The organism is bacterium, from assembly GCA_026708015.1.
Lineage (GTDB): Bacteria > Actinomycetota > Acidimicrobiia > Acidimicrobiales > Bin134 > Poriferisocius.
The window spans coordinates 17,655-41,314 of sequence record JAPOVT010000023.1 but is presented as its reverse complement, the minus strand read 5'-3'; the positions used below and the strand labels follow the sequence as shown (position 1 = coordinate 41,314).

Genomic DNA, 23,660 nt, shown 5'->3' with positions numbered 1-23,660 from the left:
CGCCGCGATGAGAATGGCCAACAACAAGATGGCGATGGCGATGGTTGTTCCGGGTCTCATGCCAGTTCGTCCGATCGTTTGGGTTGCAGTTGGACCGGGGTGGCCGGAGCAGGTCCACCGGACTCAATGGTGATGGAGTCTCCCTCTACGCAGCTCAACTCCATTGCCGCTGATCCCCGGTTGACGGCGATGGCCACCAAGCCATAGGAGTCTACCAGCACCCCCAATTCACCACTCTCCAGGTCGCTGTAGCTGTTGACTCGGATCGCGTTGCGGCCTATGTCGCCAGCAGTGAGCCGGAGGGCGGCCCCCAGCGGCTCCAGCTCGGTGGGATCCAGATTGAGCTGCAAGTTGCCGAACCGGTCAATCCACAGCACCTCGGCGTGGATCTGGTCGCCATCGGTCCGGCTTACCGGTACCACGCCGGGCACCAGGGAATGCACCGGGATTGGGGTCCCCACATCTTCGAGGTCGATGCCCAGACAAAGGTGGGCAGCAGTGGGGGCGAACACATCTCGCCCGGCAAAGGTGGGACCAGGAGAAGCGAGGTGATAGCCCTCGGCGGTGAGCTCCACCGCACGAGAGGCACCTCCCACCATGGCCACGGCCGGGGCCAGCAGTCCGTTGTCGGGGCCGACCAGCACCGAGGTTCCCTCGCCCACCTCTACCGCCACCGCTCGCCGAGTGCCGCCCACACCGGGGTCGACAACGGCCAGCACGACGCCGGGCACCAGATACTGGGCACTGCGGGCCAAGGCCAGGCCTCCGGCCCGCACATCGTGGGGGGCGATGTCGTGGGTGATGTCCACCACCGCAACCTCCGGAGCAATCGAGCGGATCACCGACTTCACCACGCCGACGAATTCATCGCCCAACCCGTAGTCCGACAGGAACGAGATGGTGTCGTACCGCAGCGTCATTGCTTGCCTAACGCAGCGGAGAATTCTTGGGGCAGCGTCAACCCGCCTGGGTATAGCGACTGGCCAGATAGCTGTCGACGTCGCCCTCGCGCAATCGGTACGACTTGCCGATCCTCACAGCAGGAAGGTCTCGGGCTTTAATCAGCCGATACACCGTCATTGTTGAGACTCTCATGAGGGCAGCAACCTCTGCCACAGTCATGAGTTTGTCCCGCCCTTCTGGCTTTGCCATGCCAACACACCCCTCACTCCGCTGTGCGCCGCTCACCTTACGCGGCACTGCCCGCCGAGTGCCACCCCGCTTCCGAAAGAACTAGGAAATCGTGGATTCACCTTGTCGTAACCGGCTTCGAGTGTGCTTCTCGCGGGCTCAGGAAGCACCCAGTTCGCGGCTGCGCTCGGTGGCGGCGGCAACTGCGGCGATGAACGCGGCGGCCGCCCCGCGGGCTTCCAGCTCGGCGATCCCCCGGGCAGTGGTACCCCCCGGCGACGTAACCGCGGCCCGCAGATCGGCGGGAGGCTCCCCCGACTCGGTCAACAGCCGGGCCGCCCCGAGGAGAGTTTGCCGGGTGAGGGCACCAGCCATGTCAGGGGAAAGGCCAACCCCTACGCCCGCGGCCGTCAATGTCTCCGCCAGCCAAAACACATAGGCAGGCCCGGAGCCGGACAGCCCGGTGACCGCGTCGAGCATTTGCTCCTCGCACACCACCACCGTGCCCACTGCTTCGAGGATTCCCGTAGCCCAAACGAGATCCTCCTCGGCGGCATGACGGCCCGGGGCGATAGCCGCCGCACCAGCCCCTACCAACGCAGGAGTGTTGGGCATGGCTCGAACCACTCGGGCCTCTTCACCCAGAACCGACTCCAACGACGTGGTGGTGACCCCGGCCGCAATGCTGAGAACCCGGCTCACCCCGGCCTTGTTGAGGCTGTCCCCGGCGGAGGCGGCATCGTCAGGCTTGACCGCCAGCACCGCATCGGCCCGCTCGACAGGGTGGTCGGTCACCGTCACCCCGCTGAAGCGATCGGCCAACTTTGCTCGGCGATCAGCGATCATTTCCACGACAGCCAGCTCGCCGGGTTGAGCCCATCCGCCGGCCAGAAGGCCGCCGAGCAAGGCTTCACCCATACGACCCCCGCCGATGAGTTGCAGTCGAAATGCCACCTCCCTGCTATAGCAGGCCAGAGGCGGTGCCGTCGGACAAAAAAGCACTGGCCGGTGGGAGGACTTCCCCGATCACCCCCACCGACCAGGAGCACCACACGAGGAATCTATACATTAAATATACTGATATCAACTAGAATATATTAAAAGCTCTAATTCTTGAATCGAGTGGCATAGCCGATACGCATGCAGGGCCTGAACCACCGCTCCGAGTGGGCATAGAACGATCCCAAAAGCTGGTCTATCTCCGCTTCGGTAACCGTGTGGGCCGGCCGTTCGGCCACCAGGAACACGGCATCCTCCACCCCGATGGCGAAGCGCAACCCGACCAGCTCGCGGTTGCGCCGCAACAGATACTCGTACAGCCGGGCCTCGTTCTCCTCGGGCGCGGGCATGAAGTGGCACTCGCAGTGCAGTTGCCGTTGGCCGAGGGTGAACCAAACGGTGGACACCGTCTTCTCCTCCCCCACCATCCGCACGTACCAGCGGCGCTGGCCAGGCTCCCCTCGGTCCACCGTCAACACTGTCGGATTGGTGTGGAGTTGATCGTCCAACCAGGCGTCGATGTCCGACTCCAAGGCGGCCAACTCCTCAGGCCGCAGAATCATGTGCAATAGACAGGGTTACAGGCCATCGGCGGCGTCATGTGCAATAGACAGGCACTCGGGACTGGACCCTTCGGTACGTGGCTCGCAACGAGCGGGCCATGGCCGCCCAGGAATACGAACGAGCTCGCTCGGCCGCATTCATGGCCGTCTCGGCGGCCAGCAGCGGGTTGTCGATAAGGGTGGCCGTGTGAGCGGCGAACGCCTCGGCGGTGGGATCGTCCACCAAGAATCCGGTTCGGCCATGGTCCACGATCGAGCGCAAACCGCCCACGGGCGCGGCCACCACCGGGGTACCACTGGCCGCCGCCTCCAGGGCCACCAGTCCGAAGGACTCGCTGCGGCTCGGAACCAGAACCACGTCGGCGGCCCGGTAGTAGGTGGACAGCCAGTGGTGAGGCCGGGGGGGAACCAATGTCACCTGCTCCTCGAGGCCCAAGGTGTGAATGCGGTCTTGGAGGCGCTGATACTCGTCCTCGCCCTCGGTGCCGCTGGGCCCGCCAACCACCAGGAGGCGGGCATCCTCGCGAGCCAGACGGGCCAGCGTCTCGACCGCAACCAGGGGCCGTTTCAACGGCTGAATCCGGCCCACAAAGAGCAGGACCGGGCCCCGGCCCAATCCCAGGGCAGTGCGGGCGCCTTCGCGATCTCCGGGGGAGAACAGCGCGTGTTCCACTCCCGGCGGAGCGAGCTCAATCCGCTCAGGCGGAGCATCGTAGAACTCTCGCAGTTGCTGGGCTTCCGGTTCGCAGGACGCAATGACCGCATCGGCGCAGCCGATCACCTCGGTTTCGGCCTGGGCCCGGTGTTCTGACTCAGGGTCGCCAGTGGCCGCCTTCACTCGGGCCAGCGTGTGAAAGGTCACCGCTAGCGGCACCTCCACCACATGCTTGACCCGGTGGCCAGCCACCCCGGACAGCCAGTAGTTGGCGTGGATAACGTCGGGGTGCCGGTGGCGCCGGAAGTCGGACAGCACGCCATCGGCGAACTGGTCTAGCACCCCGAACAGCTCCTCTTTGCGCAGGTCGGGGGATCCGGCATCAATGTGAACTACGGTCACCCCCGGCTCGATGGCCACCTCATCGGGCAGCCCGTGGTGGGACCGACGCACGTAAACCCGGCACTCGCAGCCCGCGTGGGCCAAGGCGGCGGCCATCTCCCGGACGTAAACGTTCATGCCGCCGCTGTCGCCTGCACCGGGCTGCATCAACGGCGACGTGTGCAGCGACAAGATCGCCACGTTGTGCGTCATGGCATCACACTCTGCTTCGGGCGACGTTGCCCGCCAAACAAGGAACTGGCATGGCCAAGAGACACTAACCCCCGGAGACGGGAGGCAGCACGGCCACCTCGTCGCCGTCGGCCACAGGCTCAGCCCCGGTGGCCGGCTCGCCGTTCAACCACACCCGGCAAATCTGAAGCTGCTCGGCAAACGCCGTTCCGTAGCGATCAGCGGCGGCAGCCAGTACCTGATCGACAGTGGCGCCGGGCACTTCGTCTTTGCCGGTGCCAGCCGCCTCCCTGACGTGCGCGAACAGGCGCAGCGTGGCCATAAACAGAATTGTACGGGAATACTCAGCCACTGCCTCAGTCTGAAAAGCCCCGCCCATTACCGTGACAGCCGTGGCTCGTTTGCTGCTGATCCGACACGGGCAGTCGGAATGGAATGCGTCCCGGCGCTGGCAAGGCCAAGCCGATCCCCCGCTGTCAGAGCTGGGACGCCAGCAGGCGGAAGAGGCGGCGGCCCGGCTCGAGCCAACTGCTGTGGTGGCCTCGTCCACCCTGAAACGATCCTGGGTCAGCGCGGAGATCATTGCCGAAGCACTGGGCTGCAATCCGCCGATCCCGGCTCCCGAGCTGATCGAGCGGGATGTGCGGGAGTTCTCCGGATTGACCCGGGCGCAGATTGAAGAGCGCTACCCCGGATTCTTGGAGGACGGTCGACGGCCGCCGGGCTGGGAGCAAGACGACGCCTTATTGGCCCGGGTGTTGGCCGGTCTCCACCGGTTGGCCGATGTGGTGGGCGACCGATCGGCCGTTGTGGTAACCCACGGAGGGGTCATCTACTCGCTGGAAGCCCACTTGGGCTGCCCGCCCAGCCGGGTCACAAACATGAGCGGCCGCTGGGTAACGGTGGACAACGGCCAACTGGTTGCCGGAGAGCGGATCCACCCCCTCGAGGGCGTGGATATCCAGGTGCCCGCGGCGGACCTGCTCTAGCCGGCGTTGCTCTGAAACAGCTCGGCGCAGCGCTGGAGCACCGGGCGCTGGTGAATGCTTCCGTCGGCTTGGGCGGCGTGAACCCGATGGCGCAAGGCATCGAGGTCGTCGAGATCGGCGAGCACCGCCTCCACGTCGATCAACTCGCTCTCCACATCGCCCAGCAGGGCTTCCCAGGCTTCCACCGTGGGGCATATTACCGACCAAGCCGCCGACTGGGGGCGATACAGTGACGGCGGGCCGCTAGCTCATCAGGTAGAGCAGGAGACTTTTAATCTCAAGGTGCTGGGTTCGAGTCCCAGGCGGCCTACAAGACTCGAACCGATCTTCCTACTACGCTGAGGGCCATGCGACGCTCTATAGCATTGATCGCCATCTTGGCTCTGCTCTTCGCGGCCTGCGGGAACGACGACGAGTCCGCCGATGAGGCAACGCCGGAACCAGCAGCCGAAGAGCCGGCACCCATCTCCACACCGGCGCCCATCGAGGAGCCCGTCGAAGAGGAACCTGTCGAAGAGGAGCCCGATCCGGCACCAGAGGTTGAGTCCACGCCCGCTCCGGTTGAGGAGTCCACACCGGTGCCCGTGCTGACATCTGAGCCCCTGGAGCGGCCCGAGCCCGAGGACCTCAACGATCCGGCGTTCACCAGCGACGACAAGCTCACCACCGTGGGACTCGGCTCGGTTTACTTCGGCATGACCCCGGAGGAGGCAGGCGACGCGGTCACCACCCTGTGGACCGGCGGCCCCGGAGAAGGCACCCCCCGGTGCTATCTGCTGGCCCCGGCGGGCGGGCCATCGGGTGTGGTGCTCACGATTTACAACAGCAGCATCGAGCGGATCGATATCACCAATCCGAGCATCACCACCCGCTCGGGAGCCAGTGTGGGCAGCACCGAAGCCCAGCTTCACGAGTTGTTCGGGGAACGACTCGTGGTGTCCCCCTATGCCGACGGCACCGGAAACTCCATCCAGTACGTCCCCGTTGACGAAGCCGACGCCGACTACCGGGTGATCTGGGAGACCGACGGTACATCGGTGACCTCAATGCGGGCCGGACGCCTCCCCGCGGTCGCCCCCGGGGAGCCCTGCACCTGATCTAGTCCAAGTCGTTCGGCTCGGGCATCAGCACGAACTCGGGGTACGCCTCGAGCCCGAGTTCGCCGCCGTCTTGGCCATGCGCTCGACTTCGGCCGACACCCGCAGCCCCATCACCATGTCCAGCACCTTGCCTAAAGAAAAGAAACCGGGGGACGGCGAATGTCACCGACAGCCCGGAGCACCGAATAGGCGGTGACCGCGCTGGTACGGGGGTTGTCGGGGGAGGCGGCATTCTCGAATGACAGCTCGTAGGCGCCTGCCGCTCCCGAAGCGGTCACAACGTGCCGCACCCGGGTAACTGCCGGGTCGCCCACCATTTGCACCCGCACACGGTCGAACCCGAGGGTGGCCAACGACAAGGTGGCGGTCACGTTGGCTGATTCTGGGAACAAGGCACACGCTTCTCGAGCCGGACCATCGAAAACTTTCACCGGCTCGGACCCACCGGCCAGAGCATCCTGCACCGTCTGCTCCATCCATGGGCGGCTCAGCGCCACCGCGGGCTTGGTGCTGGTGATGGCCACCTCCTCCAACGGTCCGAAGAGCATGGCCGCCCGCAGTATGTCGAATCCGCCGATGGCACCGGTACATAGATAGAGTCGTCCGCCTTCGGCCCGTCGCAATCGGACCTCAAGGTCATCGTCGGCCAGGGCGCCAATGCTCACCACCAACAGATCGGCCCCCGATTCCCGGATTGCCACACCGTGTTCTCGGAGGGCCCCATGGCCGGCCGCCTCCACCACCACATCAGATCGGGATAGCAGCGAGTCCCGCTCCCCCACCTTCAGCGGATGGTCGACCACGAGATCGAAGACCGCAGTCAGCTCTGCCCCCTTGACGGCACCTTGCGACAGCTCGCGGGCCACCACTGAACCGATGGCCCCGCAACCGATCAAACCGACTCGAAGCATCGAGCAAGAATATCGGCTGCACTCCTTTTTCAGTGTTCTGTTGCTCTTGTTGGTACCCTCAAGACATGGGACCGGCGGTCATGGAAGGCTGAGCACCGGGGGCGGCGACGTGAGAGTCAAGGTGCCAGCACTCAAGCGGTATGGCCGCATGGCAGAGATCGCGGCCGTACACGCCGCCACCCATCAGGGTTTCCCCTCTGAGGAAGTCGCCGAACTCGGCCAGGCCATCAAGGAAGCCGTGCTGCTGCTCTTGGAGCCAGAGCAGCCCGACGGCGCAATCTCGTTCGACTATCAGAGCAAGGCAGGGATCGTGACCATCGAGGCCCAGCGGCACGACCAAGGATGCAATCCCATCCCCCACAGTCGGATCGACCGGTTCGAGTCTTCCGCGGGGTCGCTGGTGGACTCGTGGAAGCTTGACCCCGACGAGCGCCGCCTTTGGCTCCAGAAGTCGGCCAAGGGCGTGGGCTAGGCGCCAGTAGAGCCAAATCCTCCTGATCCCCGTGACGACGGGGGCAACTCCTCCACCTCCACGAAATCGGCCTGCTCCACCTTTTGCAGCACAAGTTGGGCGATCCGGTCGCCCCGGCGCACGGTGAACGGCTCGGCCGGATCGGTGTTCACCAACAGCACCTTCAGCTCGCCCCGATAGCCGGAGTCGATCAGGCCAGGTGTGTTCAGACAGGTGACCCCGTGGCGCAGCGCCAAGCCGCTACGGGGCTGCACGAATCCGGCATAACCCTCGGGAATGGCAATGAACGTGCCGGTAGGCACAAGGCCCCGTCCGCCGCCCGGGGCCAACTCGATGTCTTCGCTGGCTACGAGGTCGGCACCCGCATCGCCCTCGGTGGCGTAGCGGGGAAATGGCAGGTCAGGGCGGCTGCGAACAATGGGAATCTCCAACACGGCGGTGACACTACCTGGCCTGAACAGAGACTTCTCCTGATCCGCGCCGATTACTCGCCGGTGCGGGTTCGGCCGATGCAAAGCTCTAGGGTCAGATCAGCATGCTGGCGTGGATGGACTTGGAGATGACGGGGTTGGACCCGGCCACTGACGTGATCGTGGAAATCGCCACTCTCATCACCGACGACAACTTGGAGATGATTGCCGAGGGCCCTGATCTGGTGGTTTCGGCACCACCGGAGGCATTGGCCTCCATGCAGCAGGTGGTGGTGGAGATGCACACCAAGAGCGGGCTGCTGGATCAGATCAAAGCATCCACGCTCAGCCTGGAGGCCGCCGGCGAGATGACCCTGGAGTTTCTCAAGACCCACATCGACAAGCCCCGCAGCGTGCCGCTCTGCGGCAACTCCATCGGGGTAGACCGCCGTTTCCTGGCCGCCCAGCTCCCCGAGGTGGAGAACTTTCTTCACTATCGCTCCATCGACGTCTCCACCGTGAAAGAACTGGCTCGGCGGTGGAATCACAGCGTCTTCCGCAAAGCCCCTCAAAAAGCCAAAGGCCACCGCGCCCTTGACGACATCTGCGAGAGTCTCAACGAACTGCGCCACTACCGGGACACGTTTTTTGCCGTTCCCACGGAGGCAGGTTTCTCCGCTCCACCAAAGGCGGGCCAATGACCGAGCGGCCCCGCAAACAGGAGCAGGAGGAGGCCACCACCGAGATCACCGAGGTGGTCCCCGGAGTGCTTCGCACAATGTTGCCGGTGAACCTGCCCGGACTCGGCCATGTGAACTGCTACGTGATGGAGGATGAGCGGGGGGTGGCGGTGGTCGACCCCGGCCTGCCCGGCCCCGATTCCTGGAACACCCTGGTCGACCGGCTCGACCGGGCCGGCTACAAGGTGGGCGACGTTCACACCGCCATCATCACCCACTCCCACTTCGACCACTTCGGCGGTGCCGAGCGGCTGCGAGAGGAGGCCGGCGCCGACATTTTGACCCACGAGAGCTTTCGCCCGATCTGGGAACACAACGAGACGAGGGAAGATCACGACGCCGAGGGCAACGCCTCCGAGGATGAGGTTCTGGAGCGGATCGAGGACAGCTTCCGCGATCTCACCCCGTGGGGAACCGAGCGAACTCCCCCCAGCCGGGAGTACATCGAGCGGTTCCGGGCCAGGGACAACTTCCATGCCCGCTGGTTCCAGACTCCCAAGCCAACGGTAAAGGTGGTGGACAGCCAGGTTGTCCGCTTCGCCCGACGGGACTGGGTGGCGCTCCACACCCCCGGCCACACCGGCGACCACCTTTGCCTCTACGACCCCGAGCACGGCGCGGTGTTCTCGGGCGACCACGTGCTGCCCACCATCACTCCCCACATCGCCGGGCGCAGCGACACCGACGACTCGCTGGCCGAGTTCTTCGACTCGCTGGAGCGCATGAAGACTCTGGAGGGTGCCACCATGGCCCTACCGGCTCACGGACACCCGTTCTCCGACATCGGGGCCCGAGCCGACGACATCTGCGATCACCACCACGAGCGGCTGAACGTATTGCGGCACGCCAGCGGAAGGCTGGGTTGCGCCACCGTGGAGGACTTCATGCGGGTGCTGTTCAGCGAGCGGGCCTGGGGCAACATGGCCGCCAGTGAGACCTTCGCCCACCTCGTACACCTCAAGGTAATCGGCGAAGCTAACCAAGACGTCACCTCCGAGGGACTGGTGACGTTTGAGATCAAGCCAGGGCTCTAGCTGCCCGCCCACAAATTGATCGGGAAATAAATTGACATCGCGCTCAATACACTGTTGAGTAGTGGTCATGTTCGCCCAGAGCTATCTCGCATTCGGCCATCAAGGCCGTGCCGCGCGTGTAGCGATGGCCGAAACTGCCCGGATTAATCAGGGCTATTGGCCGACACCATGCGTGTTTGGTCACAAGACCGCCACCGGAAGGTCTCGGGGAGGGTCCACGTAGAGCACCTACAAGGATCAAATATCTACCGAGGCCGCCGGAAAAATCCGGCGGCCTTTTCAGTTTGCAACCACCACCCAACCAACCATCAGGAAGCACCTAACCGAAGACCCCCGAAAGGAGAGAACAATGGAGGCCCTGCTCTTTGAAAACGCACCGTGGCGCTTGGAGGCCGCGTGCCGCACCATCGACGCCTCGCTTGGGGAGATCTTCTTCTCCGACGAGCTCCAGAACATCTCCCGGGCCAAGGCCATCTGCGCCGAGTGCCCGGTAATGGCCGAGTGCCTAGAGGGCGCCATCGCTCGCCGCGAGCCGTGGGGAGTGTGGGGCGGCCAGTTGTTCCGCAACGGCAAGGTGCTGACCAGCAAGCGTCGCCGGGGTCGTCCGGCCAAGGTGCCCCGTCCTGAGGACGAGTTCGTCCAGGTGCCGGTGCCCGTACACCTGCGTGAGCGGCTCCGCTCGGCCTGATGGCCGATTTGGCCTGATGGCCGGGCGGCGTCGGCTGCTGGCCACGGCCGCTCTGATCGTCGCCTCGGCGCTGATCGCCGTCGTCGCCGGCTCCTGTGGATCGGGCGCCGGCGACGACGTCCAAGCCACCGACATCGAGTTCGAACTGTTGGACGGCGGCACAACCACAGTGGGCGCCTTCCTCAACCGTCCGGTGGTGCTCAACTTTTTCGCCTCGTGGTGTACGCCGTGCGTAACAGAGATGCCGGCCCTGGAATCCATCCACCAACAGCGCCCCGACATCGCATTCGTCGGCCTCGCCGTCAACGACACTCCCACCAGGGCCCGGGAGATCGTGGCCGACACCGGGGTGACCTATGCCACCGGAATAGACCCAAACTCCGCCATCGGCAACGCCCACGAGATTCTGGGCATGCCCACCACCCTGTTCATCGCCCCCGACGGCGAAGTCGTCTACCAGCACACCGGCGGCCTCACCGCCGACCAGATCGCTGACCACCTGAATACGCATCTCACGCCGTAACCTTCAGATTGTGTTCGACCTCGAATTGGCGGTTCCGTTCGGAGCCGGTCTGGTGGCCGCCGTCAACCCATGCGGGTTCGCCATGTTGCCGGCGTACCTGGCCTACTTCCTGGGTATCGGAAGCCAAGACCAATCCACCGATACCGGGCGAAATGTCCTTCGGGGATTGCTGGTCGGACTCACCCTCACTGCCGGCTTTGTGGCCTTCTTCGGCATCATCGGCGCGCTTACCTCGTCGCTCATCTCCACATCCACCATCGCCGACCGAGGTCCGTGGATCACGCTGGTGATCAGCGGGCTCATGGTGGTGCTGGGCATCGCCATGCTGGCCGGCTTCGAACCCAAGATCTCCGTGCCCCGACTTTCCAAGGGGGGCGATAGCCAAGGGCTGATCTCCATTTTCTTGTTCGGGGTGTCTTATGCGGTGGTGTCCCTGGGATGCGCCAGCCCGGTGTTCTTCGGATCGGTCAGCGGCTCGTTCAGCACCGACGGGGTGTGGGAGGGCACCGTGCGGTTCTTGGCCTACGCGCTGGGAATGGGCTTGGTCATCACCTTCTTGACTCTGGCGGTGGCCATGGGCCGCTCGGGGGTCACCGCCCACATGCGGCGCCTGCTGCCTCATATAAACAAGATCTCGGGCGGCTTCCTGGTGGTGGCCGGTGTGGTGCTCGGGTTCTACGGCTGGTGGGAAGTCCAAGTGCTGCTGCGCGACGACTTCGACGCCAACAACCCGTTCGTGGAGGCTTCCAATCGGGTATCGGTCCGCCTGGAGAACTGGATCATCGACGTGGGCGGCAACCGCTTCGGCCTGGCCACCGCCTTCATGGTGCTGGCTGTGCTGCTGTGGGCATTCCGCCGCAGCATCCCCCGACCCTGGCTCCTCGCGGCCTCTTTGGTGGTTGCGGTGGGATACGCCCTGTCAGAGGCAATCCAGTACCAGGGCGATTTGCTGGTGCTGCCCATCGTGCGGACCATCGCCAACATTCCGGAGCGGGTGGGCCACTGGTTCACCGACCCCGATCGCTGGCCGGTGCTGTGGGAGGTGCTGCTCGCGGTGATCGTGGGCATCGTGCTGTGGATTCGATTTCGGCCTCGGAGCGATCCTGGCCCGCCCTTGGCCGAGAGCGGTAGCGCATAGCTTGTCTCTCTCACCTCAGGCCGCAATTGCTGTCGGGATAGGCGGGCTGGCCGGAGCAGGGGCGCGCTGGGGGCTGGTCGAGGTCTTGCCCGCCACCGATATCTGGCCGTGGGGGGTGCTGGCCGTCAACCTGTTCGGCTGCCTCGTGCTCGGCTATCTGGCGGCGGCCGCCTGGTCAGCCCGGGCCCAGCTTCCGATGAGCCTCGGACTGGGCACCGGTTTCTGCGGCAGCCTGACCACGTTCTCAGCCCTGACTGTGGATGTGGCGGAGATGGCCCGTGACGGCAGCTGGGGATATGCCGCCGGTTATCTGGCTGTGTCCGTATTGGGCGGAGTGGCACTGGCCTTGGTCGGGGCTGCACTACGGCCGACGAACACCCAGGGGGCCCAGTGACCGCGCTCGGATTCGCGGTGCTGGCCGTGGCCGGAACCCTGCTTCGGGCCACCACCGCTCAGCAATTCAACTCGCCGACGTGGCCGTGGGGCACCCTGGGAGTGAATGTGCTCGGCAGCTTCGCGCTGGGCCTCTTAGTCGGTACTGGCAATCCGGTAATGACCGCAGTGGGCGTCGGCGGCCTGGGATCACTCACCACATTGTCCACCTTCGTCGCAGAGCTGACCGCCCTAACCCGCCCCCGCGCCGTCGCCTACACATTTGTCAGCCTCTTCTTCGGCCTCGCCGCCGCCGTCGCCGGGCTCATTATTTCGGACTAGCTTCTTTGCGCCAGAGCCTGTCGATTCTCCATTTGCTGAAGCTACCTTTTAGACCATCATGATATTCTAAAGTTGATGTTTGAACGAGAGCTTTCGCTGCCCGAATCGGGGGCGGAGACCTTCTTTCTGTGGGGGCCGCGGCAGGCGGGTAAGAGCACCCTGCTCAAGCAGCACTATCCCGACGGCGTGTGGGTTGATCTGCTGAAGGCAGACGAGTTCCGCCGCTATGTGGTGCGTCCCGAACTGCTGCGGGAGGAACTCGAGGCATCGGGCCCCGACCCGTCCCGGCAGGTGGTGATCGACGAGATCCAGAAGGTCCCCGCGCTGCTCGACGAGGTGCACTGGCTGATGGAGAACCGCGGGCTGTGCTTCGCGCTCTGCGGGTCGAGTGCCAGAAAGGTGCGCCGAGGCGGGGCGAATCTGCTCGGCGGACGCGCCATCCGCTATGAGATGCGGGGCTTGACCGCCGGTGAGATCGGGGATGCGTTCAACCTCGACCGGGCGCTCAACCACGGCTACCTGCCCAGAATCTACGAGTCGGCAAGGCCACGACAGCTGCTCGATTCCTACATCGCCGACTATTTGCGGGAAGAGGTAGCCGCCGAGGGCCTGGTGCGAAACCTGCCTGCGTTCTCGAGCTTCCTCGACGCGGCCGCCCTAAGCGACGGCGATCCCGTCAACTACTCAAACATCGCCCGCGATTGCGGCGTGTCGGGCCCCACCGCTAAGTCCTACTTCGACATCCTCACGGACACGCTGTTGGCCCGGTGGCTGCCGCGCTGGCAACGGCGGGCCAAGCGCCGCCTCTCGGGGGCGCCCAAGCTCTACTTCGACGACGTGGGCGTCGTGAACCGCCTAGCCCGCCGAGGCGAACTCGAACGCGGCTCAGATGTGTACGGCAAGGCATTCGAGAACTGGGTCTTCCACGAACTCTCCGCCTTCGCCTCCTACCGCGACCTCGACGAGCCCCTCACATACTGGCGGCTCCCCAGCGGCATCGAGGTCGACTTCGTGATCGGAGACATGCGCCTGGCCATCGAGGCGAAAGCAACCGCCAATATCACCCGCAAGCACCTCAAAGGCCTCCGAACCCTGGCCGAAGAGCATCCCGGTGTCCGCAGATTGGTGGTATGCCTCGAACCTCGGGCGCGGCGCACTGACGATGGAATCGACATCTTGCCCGCCACCGATTTCGCCTCCCAACTGTGGCTAGGCGAGCTTGCCTAGCTAGACAGAATCAGAGAACGTCGCGGCCCAGATAGGGGCGGAGGGGTTCGGGGATGACCACGGAGCCGTCGGGCCGGCGGTGAGTCTCCACTAGGGCGGCCCACACTCGGGGGACGGCGAGGGCGGAGCCGTTGAGGGTGTGGAGGATGCGGGTGCCCTTCTCCCCCGCGGGCCGGTAGCGCAGGTTGGCCCGGCGGGCCTGGTAGTCGGAGTACCAGGACACCGACGACACTTCCAGCCACTGGTCGGCGCCGGGGGCGTACACCTCCACGTCCCACGACCGGTGGTGGGCCTGGCCCAAATCGCCGGTGCAGATGTCCACGATGCGGTAGGCCAAGCCCAACTCGGCCACTGCGGCCTCGGCCCGCTCCAGGATCTCGGCGTGGATGGCGGGGGCCTGCTCGGGAGTGGCGTAGGCCAAGATCTCCACCTTGTCGAACTCGTGGACCCGCAGCAGGCCCCGGGTGTCGCGGCCCGCGGCCCCGGCCTCCCGGCGGTAGCAGGGGGTGTAGGCCATCATCCTCATGGGCAGGTCGGCCTCGTCGAGAATCTCGCCGGAAGCCAGCGAAGTGAGGGGAACCTCGGCAGTGGGGATAGCCCACAAGTCGTCGCGCTCCAACCAGTAGGCGTCGTCGGCGAACTTGGGAAGCTGGCCGGTGCTCACCATCACCTGGCTGTGGACCAGGGTGGGCGGGCGGATCTCCTCGTAGCGGTCGGCGTTGCGGTCGAGGCCGAACTGGACCATGGCCCGGGCCAGCGCCGCCCCCGGTCCCCGGAGCATGGCGAACATTGACCCCGACAACTTGGCCGCCCGCTCCATATCCAGCCACCCGGCCTCCATCGCGAACTCCCAGTGGGGCACCCGCTGGTGCTCGCCGTAGGAATCGGGGTCGAAGTTCTCCACCCGGAGCACTGGGTTGTCGCTCTCATCTTCGCCTTCGGGGGCATCGGCGGCAGGCAAGTTGGGGATGTGCAGCAGCAGGTCGTGGATCTCGGCAGCCACCGTGTCGGCCTCAGCGGCCAGGGCCTTACCCTGCTCGCCTAGCTTGCGGCTCTCGGCCGCGGCCTCGTCGGCCTCGGCGTCGCGGCCATCGCGCTTGAGCTGGCCGACTTGCTGGGACAGCTCCTTGACCTCATGGCGCATCGCATCGCGCTCGGTAGTGAGATGGCGATGGCGCTCATCCAGGGCGGCCACCTGCTCAAGTTCCGATAGGTCGATCCTCCGGCGGGCCATCGCAGCCGCAACCGCGTCGTAGTCGGTGCGCACCAGGCGCAGATCGATCATCGAGAACCGTTGGTGGAGTGAGAGACGTTGGAACCGGAAGTGACCGAGACCCGGGTGTCAGCGGCGATGGGCCCGGTCGGAACGGTGGTCACCACCCGCATCTGGGTGTTGGCCTGCTGCTGTTTGCCGGCCCAGCGGAAGAAGAGTACGCCGATCCACGTCCACAAATACATGCCGCCCACCACCTTCATGATGAGCCCGGCGGCCTGCTGGTCGGCCTGAATGCCGATGCCCCACAAGCGCACGTCGTGGTCGTAGGCGCTGTATAGCGCCCCTTGGGCGAAGGTCAAGAACCCGCCGGGCACGGTGGGCACCACCGACATCAAGAACAGGTAGACCATCTTGCCCGGCTCCCGCATATGCAATTCGGGTATCGGGCCGCACACCGGCAGCCACATCAACATGGCAGTGGCAAACAGCAGCAGGTGGACGAAGTAGTGCAGGGCGCCGCTCTCCACCGACGTGTTGACCACCCAGGGAATGTGGCTCACCGCCACCATGAAGTTGAACAGCAACCCGGCGGCCACCGGGCGGGCTAGCCGCCGCACCCAGACGCCGACGCTGCCATCGCCGCTGAGCGCCAACCGGGCCAGCCATTCGGGAATCGCGGCCCACAACAGCGGGGGCACCACCAGGGTGATGAGCAAGTGCTGGATCATGTGGACCGAGTACAGGTACTCCTCGGAGATGTCGTGCATGGGCCAGTCGCTGGCCACCCAAAGCAGCACCATTGCTCCGATGAAGGCCAGCTTGTGGTAGCGGGCGAACGGGGCTTCGCCGCCCGGGAAGGCTTTGGGGGCAATGATCCGGGCCGCGTACCAGGCCATCATGATCCCAGCCAGCAGGATGATCCAGACTTCGGCGTGGGGCTGGTACCGCCAGATGTCGGTGTCAGCGGCGAACACCACGAGAGCCAGCCCGTCTACCAGAAGCGGAACGCGGTGAGCATGACCATGTACACCGCCATGGCCAATATCAGGCCGAACACAAATAGTCGCCAGAAGATCGGAGAGTCGAACTTCAGGTGCATGAAGAAGGCCACCACCAAGAAGAACTTCACCAGCATCATGAGGATGAGCATCACGATGATGGCGGTGTCGCCCCAGCCGTGGACCGACTCGAAGTAGGTGAACACCTCGAATGCAGTGAGCAGCGCAAGGGCGATGGCCACTTTGACATAGAGCCAATCGGTGGGGTGGGTATGGCCGTTGCCCGACGCGTGCTCGTCGGCGGCGTGGGCCGTGTCTTGGGAATCAGGGGTGACGGTGGCCATGGCGAACCCTACTGTGGGAAGAGGTACACGATCGTGAAGATCACGATCCAGACGATGTCGACGAAGTGCCAGTACAGGCCGATGATCTCCACGGTCTCGGCCCGCTCTTGGGTGAGGTTGCCCCGCAGCGACATCACCAGCAGCGACATGAGCATGATGATGCCTAAGGTGACGTGAGCACCGTGGAATCCGGTGAGGGCGTAGAAGGCGGAGCCGAACAGGTTGGTGGTGAACCCGAGGCCCTCGCTGTAGAAGGCGGTGAACTCGTACACCTGTCCAGCCACGAATGTGGCCCCCAGGGCGGCAGTGGCGGCCAACCAGATGCGGTTGCCCCGCAGATCGCCCCGGGCGATGGCCGACACCGCGAACACCATGGTGAGCGAACTCATCAGCAACACGAACGAGCTGACCGACGTGAAGGGGATGTCGAACACGTCTTCGGGTCCGACATCGTTGGGACCGATGCGACCCTTGTTGAACATGTATACGGAGATGAGCCCGCCGAACAGCAGGCACTCCGAGCCCAGGAACACCCACATGGCCAGCTTCTCGTTGGAGATGCCGGTGCTGGTGTGGTGGCCCTCGGCGTGGGCGGCGGCCTCGCTGGCCGTGGTTTCGGCAGTCATGGTGTCAGCCAACGGTCGCTGCCTCCTCCTCGGCTTCTGCCGAATCGCCGGCGGGCGCCTCCGCCGAGGCGGAATCGCCATTGCCGCTGGGCCCGCCGTTGCTGTCGGGGTCGCCGTGATCGTGGCCGTCGTCGTGGTGGCCGGCAGCGTCGGGGTCGTCGGCCGGCTCCAGAATCCAGCCGTAGATGGAGGCCACCAAGAACACCAGCCCGGCAGCGGCCAGCCACAAGTTGTAGATGAGGCCGTAGCCCACCAGCAGGATGCCGCCGCCGAGCACAATGGGCCAGTACGACGGCGACGGCAAATGCACGTTGGTGTTGCTGCCGTCGTGGGCGATCTCCGAGGTGGGGGCGGCCCTGACCACCCGGTGGTTCTCGTCGACGCCGTACTTGCGGTGCCAGAAATGATCGAGGCGGTCCACCTGGATGTCTTCGTCAAAATTGTGCTCGGGCACCGGGGAGGCGGTCATCCACTCCAGCCCTCGGGCGTCCCAGGGGTCGGGGCCCACATCGGGCCGACCGGCCCGCCGCCAGTTCCGGGTGCTCACGTACACGTTCCAGAAGAACATGGCCACCCCGATGGCAATGACGAACGCCCCGATCGTGGCCACCATGTTCCAGAAGGCAAAGCCCTCGTCGGCCCGATAGGTGGCGATGCGCCGGGACATGCCCTGCAAGCCGAGGATGTGCATGGGGCCGAACGTGAAGTTGAACCCGATGAGCATCACCCAGAAGCTGGCCTTGCCCCACGCCTCGTTCAGCTTGTAGCCGAACGCCTTGGGCCACCAGTAGTAGAAGCCGCCGAACAGCCCCAGCAGCGCCCCGCCGAAGATCACATAGTGGAAGTGGGCCACGATGTAATAGGTGTCGGTTTGCTGGGTGTCAGAGGGCGCGATGGAGTGGGTCACCCCGGACAGGCCGCCGATGGTGAACATCGACACCACGCCCACGGCGTAGAGCATGGGGGTGGTAAATCGCAATCGACCCCGGTACATGGTGGCCAGCCAGTTGAGGATCTTCACCCCGGTGGGCACGGCGATGAACATGGTGGACACCGAGAACGCCGCCACCGACAGCGGCCCCACGCCGGAGGTGAACATGTGGTGGGCCCACACCCCCCAGCCCATGAAGCCGATGGCGATGCCGGAGGCGACCATGAAGTGGTAGCCGAACAGGGGCTTGCGGGAGAACGTGGGGATGATCTCCGACACGATCCCGAAGGCGGGCAATATCAGGATGTACACCTCGGGATGGCCGAATATCCAGAACAGGTGCTGCCACAGCAGCGGATCGGCCCCGGCCTCCACGTTGAAGAAGTTGGCGTCCCACAGCCGGTCGAACATCAACAGGAACAGCGCCACGGTGATCACCGGCAGGGCGAACAGCAACAGGAACTGGGTGATGAGCAGCATCCAGGTGAGCACCGGCATTCGGAAGAAGCTCATACCCGGCGTTCGCATGTTCAACACGGTCACGATCAGATTTATGGCGCTGACCAGCGACGCGATGCCGAGTATCTGCAAGCCGACGGCGTAGAAGTCGATGCCCTTGGACGGTGAGAACAGCAGACCGGTGTTGGGGGCGTAGGCGAACCAGCCGCCGTCGGGGGCGTTTTGGAACCAGCCGCCGACGAGGATCGAGGAGGTGAGCAGCATGCCGCCGGCTAGGAAGCACCAGAAGCTGAAGGCGTTGAGGCGCGGAAAGGCCACGTCTCGGGCGCCCACTTGCAAGGGCAATAGGTAGTTGGCGAAGGCGGCGGCCATGGGCATGATCACCAGGAACACCATGGTCACGCCGTGCATGGTGAACACGCCGTTGTAAGTGCCAGCCCCGATCACCGAGCCGTTGGGGGTGGCCAACTGGAGGCGGATGAACAGGGCCTCGGCCCCACCCACTAGGAAGAAGAACAGGGCAGCGGCACCGTACATGATGCCGATGCGCTTGTGGTCGACGGTGAACAGCCAGCTCTTCCAGCCCTCGCTGCCTTGGGGTCGGGTGAAGACACCCAGGGGGCGATGGGCGATGGCCGGGCCCGCCGGTAGCGCCAGAGTCTCCTCGGGGGCGGTGATCGTGCGTTCGGTGACGGTCATCGGCTCTCCCGATCAACGGTCCGCGGTGGGCTGGAGGCAGTCATCAACGCAATCACAATCAGTCGAGAGTTTCCAGGAAGGCAACGACATTGTCGATGTCGGCAGGGCTCAATCCGGTGCGGGCCGGCATGCCCCGGAGATCTTCGGCGTCGGCCGGCTTGCGCTCGGGAGCGTTGTAGATCCAGGCCTCAAGTTCACCCCGGTTGAGCGTCCCATTGTTGGCCAACTCCAAATAGGGAATGTGGTCTCCGGCGTTCAGATAGAGATCGAACGCCGACCCGGCAAATGTGCCCCGGGTCATCAGGTGGGTGAGGTTGGGGGCCGCGCCGGCCACCAATTCGTCGGTGTAAGTGCCAGCGTGGGGGCCATTGAATTCGCCGTAGATGTCCCAGCTGTCGGGGGCCGATTCAGGGTCGCCGCCGCGGTTGGCTGCTTCGGTGACCCCGTTGATCACGTGGCAATTGGCGCACTGTTGTCTGAAGGTGTCCCAACCCTCTCCCGCCGGGGTGCCTTCCTCGGGCATTTCGGCCGGGGTGATCTGATTGTCTCTCCATTGGGCGAATTCTGCGGTGGGGAGGGCCACGGCAACCATCTTCATGTAGCCGTGGGACAGGCCGCAGAACTCGGTGCATTGGCCCCGGAAGCGGCCGGGCTCGTCGGCTTGGATCACCCAATCGTGGGAGCGGCCGGGCACGGCGTCGCGCTTGCCGTTCAGCTTGGGAATCCAGAAGGAGTGGATCACGTCACGCGACTTGATGTCGAGGGCCACGTCCTGCCCGACGGGGATCACCAGTTCGTTGGCGGTCACGAAATCAGGCGCCGAGTCGGTGTCGCCATCGAGGTGGTACTGGTACTCCCACCACCACTGCTGGCCGATCACGGTGACAACCAGGTCGTCGTCGGAGGCCTTCACGTCGTCGAGGGCGAACAGCGCCACCAGGGTGAACACCGATATAACAGCCAACAGCACCGTCGGCACGATGGTCCAGGCGATTTCGAGGCGGTTGTTGCCGTGGACCTGCTCGGGGAACTCCTCGTCTTCGTAGTAGCCGTACTCGCCGTCGCCGGTTTCAGAGCCCGATACCCGATAGCGCCACCACAGGGCCAGCACCGCCCCTTGGACCAAGAAGAACACCACCCCGGCCACGATGAAGATGGGGTTGATGAGCTCGGCGATGTCGCGGCCTTGGCGGCCCACGGGCGACAGCGTGGACAGCGGATGGTCTTTGTCGACCACGATGGCGACCACGATCAAGGCAATGGCGCCGAAGATCACCAACAGGCTCGACAGCCAGACCAGGCCCCTGGCTCGCTTGCTCATCGAGCACCGCCCCTCATCGACCTCGGCGCCATAACTAGTGGCCTCCGTTTTCGGCCGCGGGTTCGCCGTGTTCGCCCGCCGGCACCTTGTGGTGGAAGTCGCGCGAGCCAATCGCCGCGGTTACCACGCCGGCGATCAGAACACCGACGCATACCAGTGCCACCGTGCCGGCGATCACCGACCGGCTGATCTTGGGGCCGACCGCGAACACCACCGCGATCAAGAAGATCACGGTGGCCACGACCCCGGCCACAATTACTGCGCTGAACTGCGACACGGTCAAGAACACCCGCGACAGGGCCAGCACCAGCACCGCCACGCCCAGCGCCGCGGTGACCGGGTACTCCACCGGCCGCATGATGCGGTTTCGGAGATTGCGGTTGACCTCGGGGTCGGCGGTGGCCCGGTCGGCCCACGCCGTGAGCATCCACTCGAACAGGGCCGCTCCCACGATCACCAGTCCGATCACGAAGATGGTGGCGTGGGTGGCCAGCCCCACGATCATCGCCCCCGCTCCGAAGGCGGCCACGGCTGGCCAGTAGTTGGCCTCCAGATCGACTTGCGGCTCGGGGGTCCGGCCGTCTTCCATCAGCTCGCCCACCGACTCGGCGTCGGCGTCGCGGAAGGCCACCAAGAACAGGGCCACCAGCGCCGACAGCACGGCGAAGCCCATCAGCACCACATAGCCCACATGGTCGCCGATGCCGCCCTTGTAGCCCAGGCTGAGCACGCCCACCCAGGTCTCCACGTTGAGCACCGCGAAGTACTCGGTTTCTCCCGCGCTGCCGCTGGCCACGCCGTACACGGCGGCGGCGGCCACCGCGGCGAGGGTGAAGCCGAAGAACAGACGGAAGCCGGGGGTGAACACTAGAAACCTGCTTGGCTTCGATAGCGGGGAGTCAACTCAACAGTGAACACGGAGCGCCTACTTCAGCACGAAGATCGCCGTCCAGATGACGACATAGACGAATACGACGGCGTACCAGTAGATGGACGCGGCCACGAAGCCGTCGGTTTGGCGGCTGCTGTATTGGCCGCCCAGGGCCCGAAAGGCCATCAGGAGCAGGAACACCAAGCCGACAGCGATCATGGCCAGGTGCGACCCCGAAATGGTGTAGATCAATACAGCCGCGATCGACTCGTCGGCCACCAAGCCCATCTCGGTGTACTGGAACGAGGTTGTGACCACCACGGAGAGGCCGAACAGGGTGGTCAGCGCAGTGGCCATGATGGCGTGGGCGCGGTCGTCGCGGGCAATGGAATACACCGCCCACTGCATGGTGACCACCGACATGAGCATGGTCCACGCCGCAACGGTGGGCGGGGCCAACTGGATGTTTGCGCCAGAGGGGATCCACTCCTCGCCCCCGGAGAGGACATCGGACCGCTTCCGCAAGTACACACCCAGCAGGCCGGCAAAGTACATGAGCGTGGCGGCGGTGCCGAACACGGTGCCCACCAGCAGGGTGCGCTGGCGGGGCAGCGGAGCGGCCAGGGGAGTTCCAACGGGGATGTCAGCCATCAGGCCGCCCCCTCACTTTCGACCTCGGCCGTCGGGGCTGCGCCGAGGCTGCGGACCACGTTCAGCGCCACCAGCGCCAAACCGCCCAGCACGGCGATGTAGCCGATCAACCCGATCACATTGAGGGCTTCCACGAAGCCGAGCGCGTCGATGTCGCCAATGCTGCCGGTTTCGAAGGGCCGGTTTGGCTGGTCGAAGAATCCGCTCAGCACATCGGTGGCCCCGACGAGGATCGCGCCCCCGGCCAGCGGCAGCACGGCCAAGAACCCCAGTGGTGCGTTGAGAGAGCGGCCCAGCATCTTGGGGGCCCAGTGGAAGAGCCCGGCCACTGCGGCCAGCAGCCCGGCCAGAACCGCGAAATTCATCAACCCGTTGACCAGGCTGGAGGTTTCGAGGTCGTCCATGGCGTCGAAGAAACCCCGCCAGATGTCGCCGTCGGCCTCTCGCAGCACGCCCAGAGCGGGTTCGGCCACCCGCAGCACACCGGTCACAGCCGCGGCGGTCAGCAGTGCGCCGGACACGGTGACCAGGGCGAACTGCGGAGTGATCTGCGGGCGCTGTCCGGCCGAATAGGCGTTGAACGCCAGCCAACCGCCGTAGGCCACCACCATCAGGGCGATAGCCAGGGCGAACGCGGTGAACAGCACCTCGTTGGTCACGACGTGGGCATCGGTGGCGGTGGGGTCGGAGCTGTCGAAGAAGCTCTGGGCCCAGGCGCCGAATGAGAAGAAGCCGAAGGCCCCCACGATGAAGGCCATGGGCTCGAACATCTTGGGGCTGCTGCGGTGGGCGGAGGTGAACACCTCGGCGGTGATGCCGAGCAGCGGGATCGTCCAGGCGAATATCTGGGGAGCGTCAAACGCCCAGGCCACCAAATCGAACGGTGCTTCTCCCCCGCCGAAGGGCAGGGCGTCGGCCCCTCGCATGTCCACCCATGAGACCATCAAATTGGCCAACAGAACCGGCAGCGAGAACAGCCACACCCCGGTGGCCACCAGCATCGACCACGAGAAAGCGGGCATCTGGAGCAGGTCCATCCCCGCCGGGCGCTGGGTGACCAGGGAGGTGAACACCACCCCTGACCCCACCAGAAGGCCTACGCCGATCAAGCCCAGCGAGAGGACGGTGAGCTCCACTGATTGCTCGCGGGCCGCACCGGCTTGCACCGAGCCCAACCCGCCGTAGGAGAAGGTGGCCACGATGTGGGCAACAGCGCCCACCAGCCAGGTCCAGAACGCTGCCGCCGCGGCGCGGGGGAATGCCACCGAAGAGGCGCCGAGTTGGCGGGGCACAATCGCGGTGGCCAGGCCCAAGAACAGCGGCACCAGACCGCACAGAATCAGCGTGGTCCGGTAGAGGCCGAATACCTGGAAGACCTCGTTGGCGTTGCTGAAAACACCGAAGCCACCGTCGATGTCAGCCTGCTCGATGCCCATCAGCATGCCCAGGGTGAGGGCCAGCCCCGACAGGATCAGCGAGAAGACCACATACATCTGGCCGATGGTCAGGTGGTCGCCGGTGCTCAGGATTCGAGCCAAGCCGGTCGGAGGGGTCCACTGGGGGGCCGACGACTGGGTCGCCGGCCTTGAGTCGTCGCCTGCCGCGACCGCTTCTGCTTCTGGCCTAGTCTCGGTGAGGGTCATCGTGTTCCACGAAGGCGGATTTGGGTCGGAACTT

The 23,660-nt window shown here is 65.0% G+C and carries 29 protein-coding genes and 1 tRNA gene; 12 read left to right on the top strand and 18 right to left on the bottom strand.

The window, feature by feature from the left end; all coding sequences use genetic code 11:
• Window positions 1-56: 56 nt before the first annotated feature.
• The 6 genes from OXG30_05180 to OXG30_05155 form a co-directional block, all read right to left on the bottom strand.
• Window positions 57-920 (bottom strand): SAM-dependent chlorinase/fluorinase, encoded by an 864-nt coding sequence (locus tag OXG30_05180; GenBank protein ID MCY4134290.1) that lies wholly within the window; start codon window positions 918-920, stop codon window positions 57-59.
• A 37-nt stretch (window positions 921-957) separates the two neighbouring features.
• On the bottom strand, window positions 958-1,152 hold the full coding sequence (locus tag OXG30_05175; protein MCY4134289.1) for a helix-turn-helix domain-containing protein: 195 nt from the start codon (window positions 1,150-1,152) through the stop codon (window positions 958-960).
• Between the two features lie 138 nt (window positions 1,153-1,290).
• A complete protein-coding gene (proC, locus tag OXG30_05170; GenBank protein ID MCY4134288.1) occupies window positions 1,291-2,085 on the bottom strand; it encodes a pyrroline-5-carboxylate reductase in 795 nt (264 codons plus the stop codon).
• Between the two features lie 152 nt (window positions 2,086-2,237).
• Window positions 2,238-2,693, bottom strand: coding sequence for a YbjN domain-containing protein (locus OXG30_05165; protein ID MCY4134287.1), 456 nt, complete (start codon window positions 2,691-2,693; stop codon window positions 2,238-2,240).
• A gap of 34 nt (window positions 2,694-2,727) precedes the next feature.
• Window positions 2,728-3,942: a glycosyltransferase gene (locus OXG30_05160; GenBank protein ID MCY4134286.1), complete on the bottom strand. Its 1,215-nt coding sequence runs from the start codon at window positions 3,940-3,942 to the stop codon at window positions 2,728-2,730.
• Between the two features lie 64 nt (window positions 3,943-4,006).
• Window positions 4,007-4,243 carry a MoaD/ThiS family protein gene (locus OXG30_05155; GenBank protein MCY4134285.1) on the bottom strand — a complete coding sequence of 79 codons (237 nt, stop codon included), beginning with the start codon at window positions 4,241-4,243 and terminating at the stop codon, window positions 4,007-4,009.
• 70 nt (window positions 4,244-4,313) lie between these two features.
• Between OXG30_05155 and OXG30_05150 the strand changes: the two genes are divergently transcribed.
• Window positions 4,314-4,910: a histidine phosphatase family protein gene (locus OXG30_05150; protein ID MCY4134284.1), complete on the top strand. Its 597-nt coding sequence runs from the start codon at window positions 4,314-4,316 to the stop codon at window positions 4,908-4,910.
• Here the strand turns inward: OXG30_05150 and OXG30_05145 are convergent.
• Complete coding sequence (locus OXG30_05145; GenBank protein ID MCY4134283.1) at window positions 4,907-5,095, bottom strand: hypothetical protein; 189 nt, start codon at window positions 5,093-5,095, stop codon at window positions 4,907-4,909. The two genes, OXG30_05150 and OXG30_05145, sit on opposite strands and share 4 nt — an antisense overlap.
• Window positions 5,096-5,147: 52 nt before the next feature.
• On the opposite strand from OXG30_05145, the gene OXG30_05140 reads away from it, so the two are divergent.
• Both OXG30_05140 and OXG30_05135 read left to right on the top strand, forming a co-directional pair.
• A tRNA-Lys gene (locus OXG30_05140) sits at window positions 5,148-5,220 on the top strand.
• A 37-nt stretch (window positions 5,221-5,257) separates the two neighbouring features.
• Entirely contained in the window at window positions 5,258-6,007 is a 750-nt protein-coding gene (locus OXG30_05135; GenBank protein ID MCY4134282.1) for a hypothetical protein, read from the top strand.
• A 134-nt stretch (window positions 6,008-6,141) separates the two neighbouring features.
• Here the strand turns inward: OXG30_05135 and OXG30_05130 are convergent, their stop codons facing one another.
• Window positions 6,142-6,921, bottom strand: a complete 780-nt coding sequence (locus OXG30_05130; GenBank protein MCY4134281.1) for an aspartate dehydrogenase — start codon at window positions 6,919-6,921, stop codon at window positions 6,142-6,144.
• Between the two features lie 148 nt (window positions 6,922-7,069).
• On the opposite strand from OXG30_05130, the gene OXG30_05125 reads away from it, so the two are divergent.
• Window positions 7,070-7,393 carry a hypothetical protein gene (locus OXG30_05125; protein MCY4134280.1) on the top strand — a complete coding sequence of 108 codons (324 nt, stop codon included), beginning with the start codon at window positions 7,070-7,072 and terminating at the stop codon, window positions 7,391-7,393.
• On the opposite strand, the gene dut is transcribed toward OXG30_05125, so the two are convergent.
• Complete coding sequence (gene dut, locus OXG30_05120; protein MCY4134279.1) at window positions 7,390-7,827, bottom strand: dUTP diphosphatase; 438 nt, start codon at window positions 7,825-7,827, stop codon at window positions 7,390-7,392. The two genes, OXG30_05125 and dut, sit on opposite strands and share 4 nt — an antisense overlap.
• Window positions 7,828-7,928: 101 nt before the next feature.
• Here dut and orn point away from each other — a divergent pair, with 101 nt between their 5' ends.
• The 8 genes from orn to OXG30_05080 all read left to right on the top strand — a co-directional run bounded on the left by orn (window position 7,929) and on the right by OXG30_05080 (window position 13,867).
• Window positions 7,929-8,504 (top strand): oligoribonuclease, encoded by a 576-nt coding sequence (orn, locus tag OXG30_05115; GenBank protein ID MCY4134278.1) that lies wholly within the window; start codon window positions 7,929-7,931, stop codon window positions 8,502-8,504.
• Window positions 8,501-9,577, top strand: a complete 1,077-nt coding sequence (locus OXG30_05110) for an MBL fold metallo-hydrolase (protein MCY4134277.1) — start codon at window positions 8,501-8,503, stop codon at window positions 9,575-9,577. Before orn ends, OXG30_05110 begins: the two co-directional genes overlap by 4 nt.
• A gap of 349 nt (window positions 9,578-9,926) precedes the next feature.
• Entirely contained in the window at window positions 9,927-10,265 is a 339-nt protein-coding gene (locus tag OXG30_05105; protein ID MCY4134276.1) for a WhiB family transcriptional regulator, read from the top strand.
• A 16-nt stretch (window positions 10,266-10,281) separates the two neighbouring features.
• Window positions 10,282-10,788, top strand: a complete 507-nt coding sequence (locus OXG30_05100; GenBank protein MCY4134275.1) for a TlpA disulfide reductase family protein — start codon at window positions 10,282-10,284, stop codon at window positions 10,786-10,788.
• 10 nt (window positions 10,789-10,798) lie between these two features.
• Window positions 10,799-11,926, top strand: a complete 1,128-nt coding sequence (locus tag OXG30_05095) for a cytochrome c biogenesis CcdA family protein (protein ID MCY4134274.1) — start codon at window positions 10,799-10,801, stop codon at window positions 11,924-11,926.
• 1 nt (window position 11,927) lies between these two features.
• Entirely contained in the window at window positions 11,928-12,320 is a 393-nt protein-coding gene (locus tag OXG30_05090) for a CrcB family protein (protein ID MCY4134273.1), read from the top strand.
• Window positions 12,317-12,640 carry a CrcB family protein gene (locus OXG30_05085; GenBank protein ID MCY4134272.1) on the top strand — a complete coding sequence of 108 codons (324 nt, stop codon included), beginning with the start codon at window positions 12,317-12,319 and terminating at the stop codon, window positions 12,638-12,640. The genes OXG30_05090 and OXG30_05085 overlap by 4 nt, the downstream gene beginning before the upstream one ends.
• Before the next feature lie 75 nt (window positions 12,641-12,715).
• Window positions 12,716-13,867, top strand: a complete 1,152-nt coding sequence (locus OXG30_05080; protein MCY4134271.1) for a DUF4143 domain-containing protein — start codon at window positions 12,716-12,718, stop codon at window positions 13,865-13,867.
• A gap of 10 nt (window positions 13,868-13,877) precedes the next feature.
• Here OXG30_05080 and serS read toward each other — a convergent pair whose 3' ends face one another.
• Genes serS through OXG30_05035 form a run of 9 tightly spaced genes read right to left on the bottom strand, consistent with a single transcriptional unit; the run spans window position 13,878 to window position 23,626 of the window.
• Window positions 13,878-15,152, bottom strand: coding sequence for a serine--tRNA ligase (serS, locus tag OXG30_05075; protein ID MCY4134270.1), 1,275 nt, complete (start codon window positions 15,150-15,152; stop codon window positions 13,878-13,880).
• A complete protein-coding gene (locus OXG30_05070) occupies window positions 15,149-16,060 on the bottom strand; it encodes a cytochrome c oxidase assembly protein (GenBank protein MCY4134269.1) in 912 nt (303 codons plus the stop codon). Before OXG30_05070 ends, serS begins: the two co-directional genes overlap by 4 nt.
• Window positions 16,061-16,074: 14 nt before the next feature.
• The gene (locus tag OXG30_05065) at window positions 16,075-16,425 is read right to left on the bottom strand and encodes a cytochrome C oxidase subunit IV family protein (GenBank protein ID MCY4134268.1); all 351 of its coding nucleotides are present in this window, start codon (window positions 16,423-16,425) and stop codon (window positions 16,075-16,077) included.
• 8 nt (window positions 16,426-16,433) lie between these two features.
• The gene (locus OXG30_05060) at window positions 16,434-17,051 is read right to left on the bottom strand and encodes a heme-copper oxidase subunit III (protein ID MCY4134267.1); all 618 of its coding nucleotides are present in this window, start codon (window positions 17,049-17,051) and stop codon (window positions 16,434-16,436) included.
• A 4-nt stretch (window positions 17,052-17,055) separates the two neighbouring features.
• On the bottom strand, window positions 17,056-19,140 hold the full coding sequence (ctaD, locus tag OXG30_05055) for a cytochrome c oxidase subunit I (protein MCY4134266.1): 2,085 nt from the start codon (window positions 19,138-19,140) through the stop codon (window positions 17,056-17,058).
• A gap of 58 nt (window positions 19,141-19,198) precedes the next feature.
• Window positions 19,199-20,461, bottom strand: coding sequence for a cytochrome c oxidase subunit II (gene coxB / locus OXG30_05050; protein ID MCY4134265.1), 1,263 nt, complete (start codon window positions 20,459-20,461; stop codon window positions 19,199-19,201).
• Between the two features lie 34 nt (window positions 20,462-20,495).
• Window positions 20,496-21,329 (bottom strand): hypothetical protein, encoded by an 834-nt coding sequence (locus OXG30_05045; protein MCY4134264.1) that lies wholly within the window; start codon window positions 21,327-21,329, stop codon window positions 20,496-20,498.
• 57 nt (window positions 21,330-21,386) lie between these two features.
• The gene (locus tag OXG30_05040; protein ID MCY4134263.1) at window positions 21,387-21,983 is read right to left on the bottom strand and encodes a cytochrome c oxidase subunit 3; all 597 of its coding nucleotides are present in this window, start codon (window positions 21,981-21,983) and stop codon (window positions 21,387-21,389) included.
• Window positions 21,983-23,626: a cbb3-type cytochrome c oxidase subunit I gene (locus OXG30_05035; protein MCY4134262.1), complete on the bottom strand. Its 1,644-nt coding sequence runs from the start codon at window positions 23,624-23,626 to the stop codon at window positions 21,983-21,985. The genes OXG30_05040 and OXG30_05035 overlap by 1 nt, the downstream gene beginning before the upstream one ends.
• Between the last annotated feature and the right edge of the window lie 34 nt (window positions 23,627-23,660).

Bases quoted from the DNA above. Each gene is read 5' to 3' on its own strand.
- OXG30_05100 (MCY4134275.1), top strand. From the start codon at position 10,282: ATGGCCGGGCGGCGTCGGCTGCTGGCCACGGCCGCTCTGATCGTCGCC.
- OXG30_05035 (MCY4134262.1), bottom strand. From the start codon at position 23,626: ATGACCCTCACCGAGACTAGGCCAGAAGCAGAAGCGGTCGCGGCAGGC.
- OXG30_05155 (MCY4134285.1), bottom strand. From the start codon at position 4,243: ATGGCCACGCTGCGCCTGTTCGCGCACGTCAGGGAGGCGGCTGGCACC.
- OXG30_05165 (MCY4134287.1), bottom strand. From the start codon at position 2,693: ATGATTCTGCGGCCTGAGGAGTTGGCCGCCTTGGAGTCGGACATCGAC.
- OXG30_05180 (MCY4134290.1), bottom strand. From the start codon at position 920: ATGACGCTGCGGTACGACACCATCTCGTTCCTGTCGGACTACGGGTTG.
- OXG30_05040 (MCY4134263.1), bottom strand. From the start codon at position 21,983: ATGGCTGACATCCCCGTTGGAACTCCCCTGGCCGCTCCGCTGCCCCGC.
- OXG30_05060 (MCY4134267.1), bottom strand. From the start codon at position 17,051: ATGACTGCCGAAACCACGGCCAGCGAGGCCGCCGCCCACGCCGAGGGC.
- OXG30_05135 (MCY4134282.1), top strand. From the start codon at position 5,258: ATGCGACGCTCTATAGCATTGATCGCCATCTTGGCTCTGCTCTTCGCG.
- OXG30_05175 (MCY4134289.1), bottom strand. From the start codon at position 1,152: ATGGCAAAGCCAGAAGGGCGGGACAAACTCATGACTGTGGCAGAGGTT.
- ctaD (MCY4134266.1), bottom strand. From the start codon at position 19,140: ATGACCGTCACCGAACGCACGATCACCGCCCCCGAGGAGACTCTGGCG.
- OXG30_05080 (MCY4134271.1), top strand. From the start codon at position 12,716: ATGTTTGAACGAGAGCTTTCGCTGCCCGAATCGGGGGCGGAGACCTTC.
- OXG30_05110 (MCY4134277.1), top strand. From the start codon at position 8,501: ATGACCGAGCGGCCCCGCAAACAGGAGCAGGAGGAGGCCACCACCGAG.
- OXG30_05065 (MCY4134268.1), bottom strand. From the start codon at position 16,425: ATGGCCACCGTCACCCCTGATTCCCAAGACACGGCCCACGCCGCCGAC.
- orn (MCY4134278.1), top strand. From the start codon at position 7,929: ATGCTGGCGTGGATGGACTTGGAGATGACGGGGTTGGACCCGGCCACT.
- OXG30_05105 (MCY4134276.1), top strand. From the start codon at position 9,927: ATGGAGGCCCTGCTCTTTGAAAACGCACCGTGGCGCTTGGAGGCCGCG.
- OXG30_05160 (MCY4134286.1), bottom strand. From the start codon at position 3,942: ATGACGCACAACGTGGCGATCTTGTCGCTGCACACGTCGCCGTTGATG.
- OXG30_05130 (MCY4134281.1), bottom strand. From the start codon at position 6,921: ATGCTTCGAGTCGGTTTGATCGGTTGCGGGGCCATCGGTTCAGTGGTG.
- coxB (MCY4134265.1), bottom strand. From the start codon at position 20,461: ATGAGCAAGCGAGCCAGGGGCCTGGTCTGGCTGTCGAGCCTGTTGGTG.
- serS (MCY4134270.1), bottom strand. From the start codon at position 15,152: ATGATCGATCTGCGCCTGGTGCGCACCGACTACGACGCGGTTGCGGCT.
- OXG30_05125 (MCY4134280.1), top strand. From the start codon at position 7,070: ATGGCAGAGATCGCGGCCGTACACGCCGCCACCCATCAGGGTTTCCCC.